The 13,854-nt window shown below is 42.7% G+C and carries 10 protein-coding genes; 8 read left to right on the forward strand and 2 right to left on the reverse strand.

The features are described from left to right. Positions 1-215: 215 nt before the first annotated feature. Positions 216-860, forward strand: coding sequence for a sigma-70 family RNA polymerase sigma factor (locus MUB50_RS02990; RefSeq protein WP_158565826.1), 645 nt, complete (start codon positions 216-218; stop codon positions 858-860). Then, the gene (locus tag MUB50_RS02995) at positions 860-1,285 is read left to right on the forward strand and encodes a sigma-70 family RNA polymerase sigma factor (RefSeq protein WP_117804303.1); all 426 of its coding nucleotides are present in this window, start codon (positions 860-862) and stop codon (positions 1,283-1,285) included. The genes MUB50_RS02990 and MUB50_RS02995 overlap by 1 nt, the downstream gene beginning before the upstream one ends. 49 nt (positions 1,286-1,334) lie before the next feature. Here MUB50_RS02995 and vapD read toward each other — a convergent pair whose 3' ends face one another. Next, entirely contained in the window at positions 1,335-1,700 is a 366-nt protein-coding gene (vapD, locus tag MUB50_RS03000) for a VapD family protein (protein ID WP_117804302.1), read from the reverse strand. Between the two features lie 3 nt (positions 1,701-1,703). Further along, the gene (locus MUB50_RS03005) at positions 1,704-2,042 is read right to left on the reverse strand and encodes a hypothetical protein (RefSeq protein ID WP_117804301.1); all 339 of its coding nucleotides are present in this window, start codon (positions 2,040-2,042) and stop codon (positions 1,704-1,706) included. A gap of 414 nt (positions 2,043-2,456) precedes the next feature. Here MUB50_RS03005 and MUB50_RS03010 point away from each other — a divergent pair, with 414 nt between their 5' ends. The 6 genes from MUB50_RS03010 (at position 2,457) to MUB50_RS03035 (ending at position 13,822) form a co-directional block, all read left to right on the forward strand. Next, positions 2,457-3,458, forward strand: coding sequence for a radical SAM protein (locus MUB50_RS03010; RefSeq protein WP_117804300.1), 1,002 nt, complete (start codon positions 2,457-2,459; stop codon positions 3,456-3,458). A gap of 180 nt (positions 3,459-3,638) precedes the next feature. After that, positions 3,639-9,647, forward strand: a complete 6,009-nt coding sequence (locus MUB50_RS03015; RefSeq protein WP_117804299.1) for a SpaA isopeptide-forming pilin-related protein — start codon at positions 3,639-3,641, stop codon at positions 9,645-9,647. Between the two features lie 392 nt (positions 9,648-10,039). Beyond that, positions 10,040-10,567 (forward strand): PcfB family protein, encoded by a 528-nt coding sequence (locus MUB50_RS03020; protein WP_117804297.1) that lies wholly within the window; start codon positions 10,040-10,042, stop codon positions 10,565-10,567. A 139-nt stretch (positions 10,568-10,706) separates the two neighbouring features. After that, the gene (locus tag MUB50_RS03025; protein WP_370810286.1) at positions 10,707-12,521 is read left to right on the forward strand and encodes a VirD4-like conjugal transfer protein, CD1115 family; all 1,815 of its coding nucleotides are present in this window, start codon (positions 10,707-10,709) and stop codon (positions 12,519-12,521) included. Between the two features lie 188 nt (positions 12,522-12,709). Continuing rightward, on the forward strand, positions 12,710-12,925 hold the full coding sequence (locus MUB50_RS03030) for a Maff2 family mobile element protein (RefSeq protein WP_117804296.1): 216 nt from the start codon (positions 12,710-12,712) through the stop codon (positions 12,923-12,925). A 24-nt stretch (positions 12,926-12,949) separates the two neighbouring features. After that, positions 12,950-13,822, forward strand: coding sequence for a VirB6/TrbL-like conjugal transfer protein, CD1112 family (locus tag MUB50_RS03035; protein WP_117804295.1), 873 nt, complete (start codon positions 12,950-12,952; stop codon positions 13,820-13,822). Positions 13,823-13,854 lie beyond the last annotated feature (32 nt).

The following is a 13,854-nucleotide window of genomic DNA, read 5'->3' on the forward strand; positions in this document are numbered from 1 at the left end:
GGAATTTCTGCGTATTGTGTGTTTAAATAATTTGTTTTCCACTTATCGGTTGAGGAAAACAGGGCTGTTTTTTTCTAAAATAAATACATGAGAACGGACGACGTACAGGCTGTAGAAGAAGATTCCGGCTCCCATTAAAAAAAACGGGTGAGCTGGAATTGTTTTTTTCTGCCTGTGCGGTACAGTTCCAGCCATCCGGGAAAAGGATGGTAGATATGGTAACACTGCAGGAATTAAAACAACTCATTGGCTGCCCGGTTCCGGAGCAGAGAATCCCAACAGCAAATTATCTGAAAAATAATGAAAGGAGCATTATGGAAAGAAAAATCAATGAAACAGCAGCAATCACGGTTTATCCCAATGGGTATGCCCTTTATGAAGCGGATGGATCTGCGACTGTTTTCCCGGTACATCCGTGTGGGGATTATTGTTATGGATTCCCACCTTATGTCTGTACCGTGTCTGCAAGGCTTTTTGAAAAAGAGGCATGGTATATCCGTCTGGTATTGGAAGGGGAGGACCGTCTGTTCCGGAATCTGGAAACAAAGGAACAGAACCATACCGTATCCTACCATTTCGCTGCGGAGGACTGGCAGGAATTGGCTGATGCAGAGGATTCTGTTTTTGACTGTGTGATACAAAGAGAAATGATCAGAAAGGTATTGGGCTGTCTGACAGGACGCCAGAGAAGGGTTATGGAAGCTTATGCTGTAGAAGGAAAAACCATGAAAGAGGTTGCAAAAGAGATGGGGATTACAGTTCCGGCAGTGTCGTGGCTTCTGATCAGGGGAAGGCAGAGGATACTTAGAGAATACCCTTCCTTGGATAGGAAGGGGGCAGCAAAAGGGAGGAATGCCTGATGCGTGGGAAAAAACCAAAAGAACGGGAACGGTATGTGCTTTATTCCAATGGTCTTTTGGTGGAAGTAACAAAGGAGGTTTACCTGGAATGGTATCAATCCAGACGCAGAGAGAAATACCAGATAGAAAAGCAGAAAAAACATGGTGTATGCAGTCTGGAGGCAATAGGGCAGCTTGTACAGGAAAGAATAAACATATGGGATAATAGCCCGGAAGAAGCCTGTATCGAAAAAGAAAAGAAAGAATGGCTGAGACAGGGGGTTCTGGCTTTGTCAGAAGAAGAACGGCTTTTGATTTTTTTGTTGTTCTATGAAGAAAAAACAGTAAAAGAAACAGCGGCACAGCTTGGATACAGTAGAAAAACGATTACAAACAGAAAAAAAGCAGTGCTGCAGAAACTTAGGGAAATATTAGAAAAAGTATAAAAGGGAAAAGGCAGAGCCAGCAAAAAATAGCTCTGCCTGTCTTTTCGGTTTATTTGGTGTCGGTATCATTTGGCTGGATGAGCAATAAGGAATCATCCAGGGTGACTTCTTCAGATGGTTTCAGAAGTTCCGTCAGATCATGCTGCCGGCCCACATTTGTTACATCAATTTTATTGACACAAAGTCCAATCCATGGGAGTTGCTGGCTGAGATCATCCATCAAATCATAAATATCTGCCGTTGTTAATTTTTCATCAGATATGTACCCGGAACCCTGCCTGTGGGAAAAATGATGCCGTTTAAAGAAACGGCGTAAATCATCATAAGCCTGCCGATAATTGGCTCCGGGGTAGTGTTCCTGTAACTGGTGCGTATCTAAGTCAAAATTCAATGCCTTAAAATATTTTCTTTCCAAAGATCAAGCCCCCATTGCCTGTTTTTTCCGGTAATGCGTAAGCAGATCTTCTTCATTGAAATCGTCTGGATTATCAGAATCATCGCTGTCGTACAGCCGCCAGACAGATACATTGTCCATAAACCATGCCTGTTTTTTCAGGAGGTTTACAATTTTCCCAAACAGACTGAAGTCTTTTGCACGTCCGCAGTCACGGTACACCAATGCCCCTGAGTTATCTTCCATGCGGAGAAGCCCGGCGTTATGGAATGTGTTATTGAGTGTATTATAAATGCTTTCCAAATGGTATTTTTGTTCAGCAGCTATCTTTTCATTGTCCATACAAATCATCATCTTTAACATGAAAACAGCCTCCTTTCCGGTTGCTTTTATTATAGCATCAGAAAGGCAGTTTCACAATCTCTCAAAAATTATTTTCAAAAAATTTCATATCCCCGTTTAATTTTACCCCTTTCACTATGCAGTTAGTGAAGGGGTTTTCTTTTGACCTTTCCTGAACCTTGAAAATTTCATACCCTGCCCGGATAGATACCTAGCATTGTGTGTGCATTTTGCGTGCCTTGCCAGTGGTGGGAAACCATGACGCTGCGGAAACATCAGGAACCGGAGCAGGAACGTGTCCGGGAAGAACACAGGAAAACGCTCAAACCTAAAAATAACAGTAGATTGATATGGCGGTGGCTGGTCTGAAAAGAAGCAGTTACCGCCATATATATGTGCTGTTATACAGCAAAAATAAAAAGGAAGGGGGACGCTATGAAGATAGGACTTATTGATTGTGACAGTTACCATTTTCCAAATCTTCCATTGATGAAACTTTCGGCTTATTACAAGGCGAAAGGGAATAATGTAGAGTTTGCCAAAAAAGATGGGGAATATGAGGTACTGTTCGTGAGCAAGATTTTTACGGAAACAAAAGAGCCGGAACTTCCAAAAGCCGGAATTATTTTCCGGGGAGGGAGTGGTTATGATCTGGAAAATACACTTCCAGACCAGATTGAGCATATTTATCCGGATTACAGTTTGTATCCTCAATTTACAAAAGACACAGCATATGGATTCCTGACCAGGGGATGTCCCAGGAAGAATCATGGATTTTGTATCACACCGAAAAAGGATGGATGTATCAGCAGGAAAGCGGCAGATCTTGCAGAGTTTTGGCACAACCAGAGAAAAATCCTTCTCCTCGATCAGAACCTGCTTGCCTGCAAAGAACGGATGGAGCTTTTGGAGCAGTTAGCAGCATCCGGTGCGGAGGTGGAGTTTAACGGTGGGATGGATGTCCGGTTTTTGAATGAAGAAATTATTGAGGTATTAAGAAAAATAAGAGTAAAGGATTATCATTTTGCATGGGATGATCCACGGGAACTGTTAGAAGAAAAATTTCGTTTCTTCAAAGAATCCGGTCTGAAAATAAAAAATCAGTGCAGGGTATATGTGCTGACAAATTACTGGAGTAGTATGGAGGAGGATCTTTACCGGATTTATACACTACGGGCGATGGGATATATGCCATTTGTAATGATCTATGATAAACAGAAATTTGTGGACAGAAACGGACGCTGGTTGCCGGATGCTGCAAAAAGATATTCAAAGAGAGAATTACAGGCATTTAAGGTCTGCCAGCATATGCAGCGGTGGTGCGGACAGATACAGATTTTAACAAAATGTCCACGTTTTGAAGAGTACGAGCCATATAGAAGGTGGATTGAAAAGGGAAAACCGGTACCGGGAGATATTAGGAATAACAATAGATAGATGTGGCGGTAATGCTTTTGAAAAACGTGAGCTTACCGCTGTATTTATGTACTGTTATCGGGACATTTAAGGATAAAACGATACAAATTTATAAAAGAGCGAGAGGAGAGGGTGCCAGTGAAAACATAGCATGGAATCATGAAAAAACAGTAACGAAAAAAATGAAAGAGAGGTTTAAGGATGAAAGGAAGAATGAAGCGGGCTGTATCTGGCTTTCTTACGGCAGTTACACTTATTTCTACCGTATTTCAGCCAGTAAATATTTATGCGGCTGAAAGAGATGCAGCAAAGGAAAAACCACCTCTTTATGAAGAGGTAAAGGATCAGTTGGATGAGGATGAAGTAGTGACTGCCCATGACCTGGAAATCGGGGTAGGGTATTCCCTTGATGTAAAAGCGGATTTTTCCGGCATTAAGATTGCAGACAGAAAAAAGGTAAAAGTGACTTTTGAAGAAGCGTTCAATGAACAGGGAGAAACATTTACTACAGACCATGAGGATACTTATACGGCAGTTTACTATGTGGAGCCGCAGAAAACAGACCATCCAAAATATCAGATCAGCAGAAAACTGATTGTAAAAGAAGGGGCTGCTGTAGTACAGACAAAAGAAAGTGCGGAAGCGGCATCAGGAGAAAACTCTGGCGATGCGGAAGAAGAAAGTGAGGATGCAGATCCAGATCATGCAGAGATGACAGAAAATATCCAGATGGAAACAGGCTTGCCGGAAGAAAACAGCACAGAACCAGAAACGGAGATTCATTCTGAGGAAGAGCTGGATCAGGAGCTGGAAGAAGCAGAAACACAGGAAACAGTAGACTCAGAAACAGGGCTGTCTCTTGGATCTGTCATGCTGCAGGCAGTAGAGCAGGGAGTCAACCTTCTGGAGTTAGAAGAGGGGGAGAGCCTTCAGTTTACTGCCAGAAGTGTAAACCTGTTTTCTGCAAAAGCCTCACAACAGGTAACGGTAACAGCAGGGGAATGGTATCATTATGCAGATTATGGTCTTGGAAGTTATCTGACCTGTCATTATACTGTTTCCTTTGGGAATGTCAAGGCAACAGCATATTGTGTACAGCCATCCAAACCGGGACCAGGAAATGGAACTTATACCATTACAAGGCTGCAAGATGGAAAAACGCTTGCAAAAGTATGTTATTACGGAACGAAAGCAAGTGGAAATGAAGGTTTCTTTGCAGAGAAATATCCGGAGTTTTCAGCAGGAAAAAGATTTATCATTACCCATCTTGCAGCGGCTTATGCAAATGGGAGCAGTGATGCTTTTTCCGGTGCCAATGCAACAGGAAAGGCATTGGCTATGGAACTTTATGATTACTGTGTCAAGCAATCGGATATTCCAGATGTAGAAATGTCTTTTTCCAATGGAAATGTGAAAGCGTATATCGAGGGAAACAGACAGAGGACAGAAGAGGTTACATTCCGTGCAGATGCACAGCAGACGATCACCATGAAACTTCCGTCAGGTGTGAAATTCCACAATGTGACAACCGGGAAGACAAGTAAGGAAGGAGAAAGCGTGGAAGTGTCCGGTGGTACGAAGTTTTATCTGAGTGCGCCGCTGACACAGGCAGAAGATGTGAAAGGATCATGGTCTGCAACTATGAAGGGCAGTATCACAAAAGACTATTCGGCTTATAAGATCACAACCGGTTCGGGGACACAGGATCTGGCACTGGTATTTGGAGAAGGTGTGGATGATGAAAAATATGTAGATTTTAAAGTGGAATGGGTAAAGATGGCAACCGTCAGTATTGTAAAGAAAGACCGTAGAAGCAATGCACTGATAAAGGGGGCAGTTTATGGAATCTACAGGGATGAGGCAGGGAAAAACCTGATCACTGCAATGCCTGCAACAGATGAAAAAGGTGCATCCTCTATCACGATTGAAAAGACACAGGAAACCGTTTACTTAAAAGAGATTTCTGTCCCGGCTGGTTATGTTCTGGATGGAACTTCATATGGGATAAATCTGGTGATTGGAAAGCCTACAAATAAGGTTGTGACAGATAAAGAGCAGCTTGCAGATCTTACTGTCTATAAAGAAGGTGAGGTGCTGACAGGGGCTTCTGTTACGGAAAACGGAGTGGTGTTTACTTATACAAAGCAGAGACAAAAAGGTGCTGTTTACAACGTCTATGCTGGAGCAGATATAAAAGCGGCAGACGGTACGCTTATTTATAAAAAAGGGGAACTTGTAAAAGAAAACCTTACAACCGGGGAGGATGGCAGTGCAGTCCTGAAAAACCTGCATCTTGGAACATATGAGGTTACGGAAGTAAAGGCACCGGAAAACTTTGTCTGTAAAGGAGAATCGAAAACCGTTACATTAAGCTATTCAGGACAAAATGTAGAAGTGGCAGTTGGAAGTGTCTCCTTTGTCAATGAACGACAAAGAGCAAATGTTTCTGTCAGAAAGCAGGATGGTCTGACGAAAAATCCGCTTTCCGGAGGAATTTATGGTCTGTATGCCGGGGAGGATATTCAGGATGTATCTGGAAAAACGGTAGTCCCAAAAGATACGCTGATTGAAAAGGTTACAACAGGGGCAGATGGAAATGGGGCATATCAGTCAGAACTGCCGATCAATCATTCCTACTATGTGAAAGAACTTCAAGCACCTGAAAAATATTATAGGAACAGCGAAGAAGTATTTACATTCAGGTTTGATTATACCAATGACAGGGAGGAAACGATTTCCTTTACCCATATTTTTGAAAACGAACGTGTAAATGCCCGGATTTCTCTGGTAAAGAAAGACAAAGAGACTGGCAGTACACCACAGGGGGATGCTGTTTTTGAAGGTGCTGTCTATGGTTTGTATGCAAGAGAGGATATTGTGCATCCGGATGGAAGCACCGGTGTCCTTCATAAAGCCGGAACACAGGTGGCAGCATTTAACGTAGACAAAGAGGGAAAGGCAGAGATTGGGGAATTGTATCTAGGAAAGTATTTTGTGAAAGAGATCACTCCCCCGGCAGGCTATCTTCTGGATGAAACAGAGTATGAAGTGGACTGCAGCTATGAAGGCGACACGGTAAAAACAGTTGAGCGTAACGTGGAATCGGAAGAACAGGTTATGAAGCAGCCGTTCCAGATCATCAAAGCAGCGAATAACGGGGATACGGATGCAGCACTGTTAAAGGGAGCAGGCTTTACGGCTTACTTAAAAAGCAGTCTGAAAGAGAAACCGGATGGAAGTTATGACTTTGATTCGGCAGAACCTGTTGTGATCGGTGCAGATGGGGCAACAGAAATGTTTACGGATGAAAAGGGTTATGCCTGCAGCATTCCGCTTCCATATGGAACTTATATTGTGAGGGAGACTACCACACCACATAATTATACGCCGGTTCAGGATTTTACGGTGACGATCCATGAAAACCATCCGGACGAGCCGCAGGTATGGAGAGTGCTTCTGGATAAGGAATTTGCAGCAAAGCTGAAGATCATCAAAAAAGACGATGAAACGAAGAAGCCCGTACTGGTTGCCGGTGCAGAATTTAAAATTTATGACATGGATCATAAAAAGTATGTGGAACAGGTAACGACTTATCCGGTTACAACCATCCATAAATCCTATTTCACTGACAGTCAGGGCTACCTGATCCTTCCTCAGAATCTTAAAATTGGAAATTACCGTATTGAGGAAGTGACAGCCCCGGACGGTTATACCATAAATGAAAACTTTGTGGAGATCAAAGTGGATTCCAATACTGCTTACCAGATGGATGCAGTCAGCGGCGATGCAGTGATTGAAGTTTCTTATGAAAACCATCCGGTAAAAGGAAAACTCACAGTATATAAAAAAGGAGAGATGCTTGCTGGATATGACAAGGATTTCCTGTATGAAGAAAAATATCTTGCAGATGTAGAATTTGAAGTATATGCGGCAGAAGATATTTTTACGCCGGATTTCCAGAAAGATTCCGATGGAAACCGTATCCTTGTTTATGCAAAGGATTCTCTTGTAGGTGTAATGAAAACAGGGGAAGATGGAAAAGCAACTTTGGATAATCTTCCGCTGGGTTCTTATTATGTAATGGAGAAAACAGCCCCGGACGGATTCGTGACGGACAAAGAACCTTCAGAAGTTGCATTTGTTTATGTGGATCAGGATACGCCGGTAGTTGAGCAGGAAGTGACCATTAAAAATGAACGGCAGAAAGTTGAAATTACAGTGGAAAAACAGGATGCTGAAAATGAAGCGGTCTTATCTGGGGCGGTTTTCGGAATTTATAACAAAAATGATATTCTGGCGGATGATAAGGTAATCGTGGAGGCAGGAACACTTCTGCAGGAAATGACCTCTGATGAAAAAGGTCTTGCACGTTGTACTCTGGATCTTCCGCTTGGAAAGTATTTTGTAAAAGAATTGGAATCTCCGGTTGGGTATGTCACTTCTGATGAAATTCTGGAGTTTGATGCTTCTTATCAGGGACAGGAGATTGCAACAGTTACTTTAAAAGCAGTAAAGAAAAATGAACCGACAGCCTTTGCGTTTACAAAATCAGATATTACCACAGGAGAAGAACTGGATGGAGCAAGCCTGAAAGTAATTGATAAAGATGGAAATATTGTGGATGAGTGGACTTCGGAAAAAGGGAAACCCCACAGTATCAAACGTCTTGTTGTGGGGGAAAACTATATACTTCGGGAAGAATTTGCACCATACGGGTATCTGAAAGCTGAAGAAATAACTTTTACGGTGGATGATACTGCTCAAATTCAGAAAGTGGAAATGAAAGACAAAGTGCCTACGGGACTTCTGATCGTCAACAAAAAAGGGGAGTTTCTTGATAAAATTACGCTTCTGGATCAGGTAAAAGGAGCTGTGGAACATCTTTTTGAATATATTTCCGGAAACTTAAGCAAAGTAACATTTGAGGTTTATGCGGCAGAGGATATTCATGCGGCAGATGGTGTCAGCGAGGATTACTTTAAAGCAGATGAACTGGTAGGAAAAATTGTTACAGGCGATAATGGGATTGCACAGATGGAAAATCTCCCGGCAGGCAGATATTATGTGAAAGAAGTAGAAACTGCACATGGTTTTGTACTGGATAAAGAACCGAGATATGTGGATTTAAGTTATCGGGATCAGGATACGCCGGTAATTACATTTCAGGAAGAGTGGCAGAACAGACGCCAGAAGGTTCAGGTATCTATCCTCAAGAAAGAAAAAGACGGGGAACGTGTCCTTGCAGGAGCAGTTTTCGGACTTTATACCAGAGATGACATCAAAAATAAAGATGGCAATGTGCTGATGGAAGCAGAGAGCCTGATCGAGCAGAAGACAACGGATGAAAAAGGTCAGATCGTATTCAGGGCAGACTTGCCGGTAGATGGAAGATATTATGTAAAAGAACTTTCTGCCCCAGAGGGATTTGTGGCAACAGAGGAAGAACAGGATTTTACTTTTACATATGCAGGAGCCGGACAGGAAGAGGTCAGCTATGAATTTACGTTTGAGAATGAGCCGACCACAATGGAGTTTACAAAGACGGACCTTACTACAGGAAAAGAGCTTCCAGGGGCACATCTTTGTGTGAAGGATAAAGATGGAAACATGGTAGACGAGTGGGTTTCAGGAGAAGAAGCACATGTGATCAAAGGGCTGGCAGTTGGGAAATCTTATACCATGACAGAGACAAAACCGGCAGATGGATATGTCACTGCTGAGAGCATTACATTTACTGTTGAAAATACAGCAAAAGTGCAGAAACAGGAAATGAAGGATGATGTGACAAAGGTAGAGATTTCAAAACAGGACATTGCAACTGGAAAAGAACTTCCGGGAGCAAAGCTGACTATCCTGGATAAGAATGGGAAAACCGTAAAAAGCTGGACATCCGGTGAGAAGGCTTATTATATGGAAAAACTTCCAATCGGTGAATACACACTGCATGAGGAAGCGGCACCAGAGGGCTATCTTGTAGCAGAGGATGTGAGATTTACGGTGGAAGATACAGGAGAAATCCAGAAAGTTGTTATGAAAGACAAGAAGGAAGCGTCACCGGAAAAACCAAATGAGGAAAAACCGGAAAAACCAGTCCCGGATACTCCAAAGACAGGAGACGACAGACACCCCCTTGTCTGGATGTTCCTGTTGCTGCTGGCAGGTGCGGGGACAGGAAGTTCCCTTTGGTATCTGAAACGTAAGAAAAAATAAGAAAACTGAATGATCGGGAAGGGCGTATATAGGCAGGAGAAGTCTGTATGCGCCTTTTTTTAATGGAGGTGCTGGATGAGCAGAAAGGATAAGTGGAAAGATGGGTAGCCCGCAGTATGCAAATGATAAGCCGGAAGATTGCGAATGGTGTTACTGGTGGGGCGGAAAGAAAGGCGGATGTATCAGAAAAGAATGCTTTTATTTGCTTCCAGAAGGACAAAAAGATATAAAAGAGCAGAAAACCGGGAATTGCGATTTCTGCCCATACGGGAAACATTTTCCGTGTATCGGTTATTGCATGGTAAAACTTTTGATGGAAATGAAAAAGCAGTGACATACCTGTCTGGATATAGCTGCGAGAAAGGAGGGAGCCGGAAAATCCGGCAGATAAGATGCAGGAAGAAGTGAATCAGAAAACGATTGCCTTATGTACCAGATGTGCGAAAATGACGGCGGATGTTTTAAAAGGGTTGATGCGGAAGTATCTTTCAGACAGGGAAAAGCATAAACAGGAGGTAAAACATAAGAAAGCAGAGAAGGCAGCACAGGAGAAGGCTGAAAAAAATGCCCCGGTAAGAGGAAAGCAGACTTTAAAAAAGCTGATGGATCAGGGAAGCCAGCTTACTAATATTGAAGTGACGGACAATAATATCAAATCTTTTGATAAAGTTGCCCGGAAATACGGGATTGATTACAGCCTGAGGAAAGATAAGTCTGTTGAACCGCCAAAGTATATGGTCTTTTTTAAGGCGAAAGATGTGGATGTTATGACAAAAGCATTCCAGGAATACAGCGGCGTGGTACTGAATAAGAACAAACGGGTTTCCATCCGCAAAAGATTGTCTCTTGCGAAAGAGAAAGCAGCAAAACAGCGTGAGAGAGAAAAAACAAAACAGAAAGACAGGGGGCAGAGCCTATAAGATGAGAAAACAGCAGTTAAAAAGAAAGAACGGAGAGGGGAAGGCAGCAAAGAGAAAGCTGCCTTCGGAAAAGACCGGTGGAAGTGCGTGGCTTGCCATGGTTCAGGGAAAAGTAAAAGAGCAGTTTGGAAGGCTTGATATGAAAACGCTGCTCATAAGGAATTTTCCCTATTTTATCATTTTTTATCTGGTAGAAAAGGAAGCCTGGTTATACCGTTACTGCACAGGGGACAGTATGGTAAGGAAGCTTATGAATTTGTTTCTGAATTTTTCCCTTGCATTTCAGAATCCTTTTCCGAGCCTGCATCTGCAGGATATTACAGTAGGTATCATAGGAGCATCAGCGTTCCGTCTGGTTGTGTATTTTAAAGGGAAAAATGCAAAGAAGTTCCGGCAGGGAGAGGAATACGGTTCTGCCCGTTGGGGAACGGCAAAGGACATAGAACCGTTTATTGATCCTGTTTTTGAAAACAACGTACTTCTTACACAGACAGAGAGGCTTACCATGAACAGCCGTCCGAAACATCCGAAGTATGCGAGAAATAAAAATGTGATTGTGATCGGCGGCTCCGGCAGTGGTAAGACACGCTTTTATGTGAAACCGAATCTGATGCAGATGTCACCAAACGTCAGCTATGTGGTCACTGATCCGAAGGGCACGATCCTGGTAGAGTGTGGGAAAATGCTCAAGAAAGGTTCCCCCAAAATGAAAGATGGGAAGCCTGTCCGGGACAGTAAGGGGAATGTAGTGTATGAACCCTATAAAATCAAGGTACTGAACACGATCAATTTCAAAAAAAGTATGCACTATAACCCGTTTATGTATATCCGTTCCGAAAAGGATATTCTGAAACTGGTAAATACAATCATTGCAAATACCAAAGGAGAAGGGGAAAAATCTTCGGAAGATTTCTGGATAAAAGCCGAAAGGCTTTTGTATTGTGCCCTGATCGGCTACATTTACTATGAAGCACCGGAGGAAGAACAGAATTTTTCTACTTTACTGGAATTTATCAATGCTTCCGAAGCAAGGGAGGATGATGAAGAATTTAAAAATGCAGTGGATGAACTTTTTGAGGAACTGGAGAGGGAAAAGCCGGAGCATTTTGCAGTACGCCAATATAAAAAATACAAACTGGCGGCAGGAAAAACAGCAAAAAGTATTTTGATTTCCTGCGGTGCAAGACTTGCTCCCTTTGATATTGCAGAACTGCGAGAGCTGACTTCTTATGATGAGATGGAATTGGATATGATGGGGGATCAGCGTACTGCGATGTTCGTAATCATTTCTGATACGGATGATACCTTTAACTTTATCGTAGCAATCATGTACACTCAGTTATTTAATTTATTATGTGACCGGGCGGATGATGTGCATGGGGGAAGGCTTCCCTATCACGTCAGGCTTCTGCTTGACGAGTTTGCTAATATCGGTCAGATTCCAAAATTTGATAAGTTGATTGCCACAATCAGAAGCCGTGAAATATCGGCTTCTATTATTTTGCAGTCACAAAGCCAGTTAAAGACAATTTATAAGGATGCTGCAGAAACCATTCTGGGGAATTGTGATACGATGCTGTTCCTGGGAGGAAAGGAAGGTTCTACTTTAAAGGAAATTTCGGAAACGCTGGGGAAGGAAACCATTGATCTGTACAATACTTCCGATACCCGTGGGCAAAGCCGATCTTATGGTCTGAATTACCAAAAAACAGGAAAAGAACTGATGAGCCGGGATGAACTGGCGGTAATGGACGGAAATAAATGTATCCTGCAACTTCGTGGTGTGCGTCCGTTTTTTAGTGATAAATTTGACATAACCAAACATAAGCAGTACCGGGAACTGGCAGATTTTGACAAGAGGAATACCTATGATGTGGAAAAAGATTTAAAGCACGAGCTTGTAATGACGGTCAATGATGAATTTGAGATGTGGGAGGATGATGGGGAAGATTAAGTACAGAACATGTCAGCATTTTCGTCCGCCAGTCAGGGCGGAGCCTGTAAGAAAAAATAAAAACATAAGCACAGGAATTACAAAAAATAAGAAAGGAAAAGAAATCCAGAGACAGAGTCGCCGCAGAGTACAGCGGCTTTTTTAATCCTGTGCAATAACCATGAATAATCTGGATTTCAGGTAACGATATGCAATTTTTTAGTTCAGCAATTACCATTCTGCAGACGCTTGTTGTGGCGATTGGTGCAGGTTTAGGTGTATGGGGTGTTATTAACTTGATGGAAGGTTACGGCAACGATAATCCGGGTGCAAAATCACAGGGAATCAAGCAGCTTATGAGTGGAGGCGGGGTTATCCTTATCGGAACTCAGTTGATTCCGCTGCTTTCCGGGCTATTCGGATAAATCTGAAAGGAAAGGAGTACATCCATGTTCGATAGTATTTTTGAAGCAATCGAGGAGTGGATGAGGGAATTACTGACTGGTATGGTACAGTCCAACCTGACCACCATGTTTACGGATGTAAATGATAAAACGGGACAGATAGCGGCTCAGGTTGGACAGACACCGCAGGGGTGGAACAGCAGCATTTTTAACATGATACAGGGGCTTTCAAATTCTGTGATCATTCCTATTGCCGGGATGATCATTACATTTGTCCTTTGTTATGAACTGATCTCCATGCTGACAGAACGCAACAATATGCACGAAATTGATACCTGGATGTTCTTCAAGTATTTTGTGAAAATGTGGATCGCTGTGTATCTGGTAAGCAATACGTTTACTATTACAATGGCTGTTTTTGACGTAGGGCAGTCGGTGGTCAACTCAGCCGCCGGGGTGATCAGCGGGGATACAGCCATTGACATCAGTGAAGCGATTGCGGATATAGAGACAACAATGGAAGCGATGGAGATTGGGGATCTTGTTGTGTTGGCACTGGAAACGCTGATTGTCAGTTTTGGTATGAAGATTATGTCTGTTGTGATTACGGTCATCATGTATGGGCGTATGATTGAAATTTACCTCTACACTTCCGTTGCACCAATCCCGTTTGCAACTATGTCCAATAAGGAATGGGGGCAGATCGGGTTAAATTATTTCCGGGGGCTGTTTGCACTTGCATTCCAGGCATTTCTGATGATGGTTTGTGTTGGAATTTATGCGGTACTGGTATCTGGTCTGCAAATGTCTGGTGACCTAAGCTCGGCACTTTTTGGGGTGGCAGCATATACAGTAATTTTATGTTTCAGCCTGATGAAAACAGGAAGCCTGAGTAAGAGTATTTTTAACAGCCATTAAAAAATGAATGGCAAAGGATAGTTGTATGGAAG

It is taken from the genome of Blautia sp. NSJ-140 (assembly GCF_022868965.1).
In the GTDB taxonomy this organism is placed as follows: Bacteria; Bacillota; Clostridia; order Lachnospirales; family Lachnospiraceae; genus Blautia_A.

Coding starts and splice junctions, on each gene's coding strand:
- MUB50_RS02990 (WP_158565826.1), top strand. CDS start 216: ATGGTAACACTGCAGGAATTAAAACAACTCATTGGCTGCCCGGTTCCG.
- MUB50_RS02995 (WP_117804303.1), top strand. CDS start 860: ATGCGTGGGAAAAAACCAAAAGAACGGGAACGGTATGTGCTTTATTCC.
- MUB50_RS03005 (WP_117804301.1), bottom strand. CDS start 2,042: ATGTTAAAGATGATGATTTGTATGGACAATGAAAAGATAGCTGCTGAA.
- MUB50_RS03010 (WP_117804300.1), top strand. CDS start 2,457: ATGAAGATAGGACTTATTGATTGTGACAGTTACCATTTTCCAAATCTT.
- MUB50_RS03015 (WP_117804299.1), top strand. CDS start 3,639: ATGAAAGGAAGAATGAAGCGGGCTGTATCTGGCTTTCTTACGGCAGTT.
- MUB50_RS03020 (WP_117804297.1), top strand. CDS start 10,040: ATGCAGGAAGAAGTGAATCAGAAAACGATTGCCTTATGTACCAGATGT.
- MUB50_RS03025 (WP_370810286.1), top strand. CDS start 10,707: ATGAAAACGCTGCTCATAAGGAATTTTCCCTATTTTATCATTTTTTAT.
- MUB50_RS03030 (WP_117804296.1), top strand. CDS start 12,710: ATGCAATTTTTTAGTTCAGCAATTACCATTCTGCAGACGCTTGTTGTG.
- MUB50_RS03035 (WP_117804295.1), top strand. CDS start 12,950: ATGTTCGATAGTATTTTTGAAGCAATCGAGGAGTGGATGAGGGAATTA.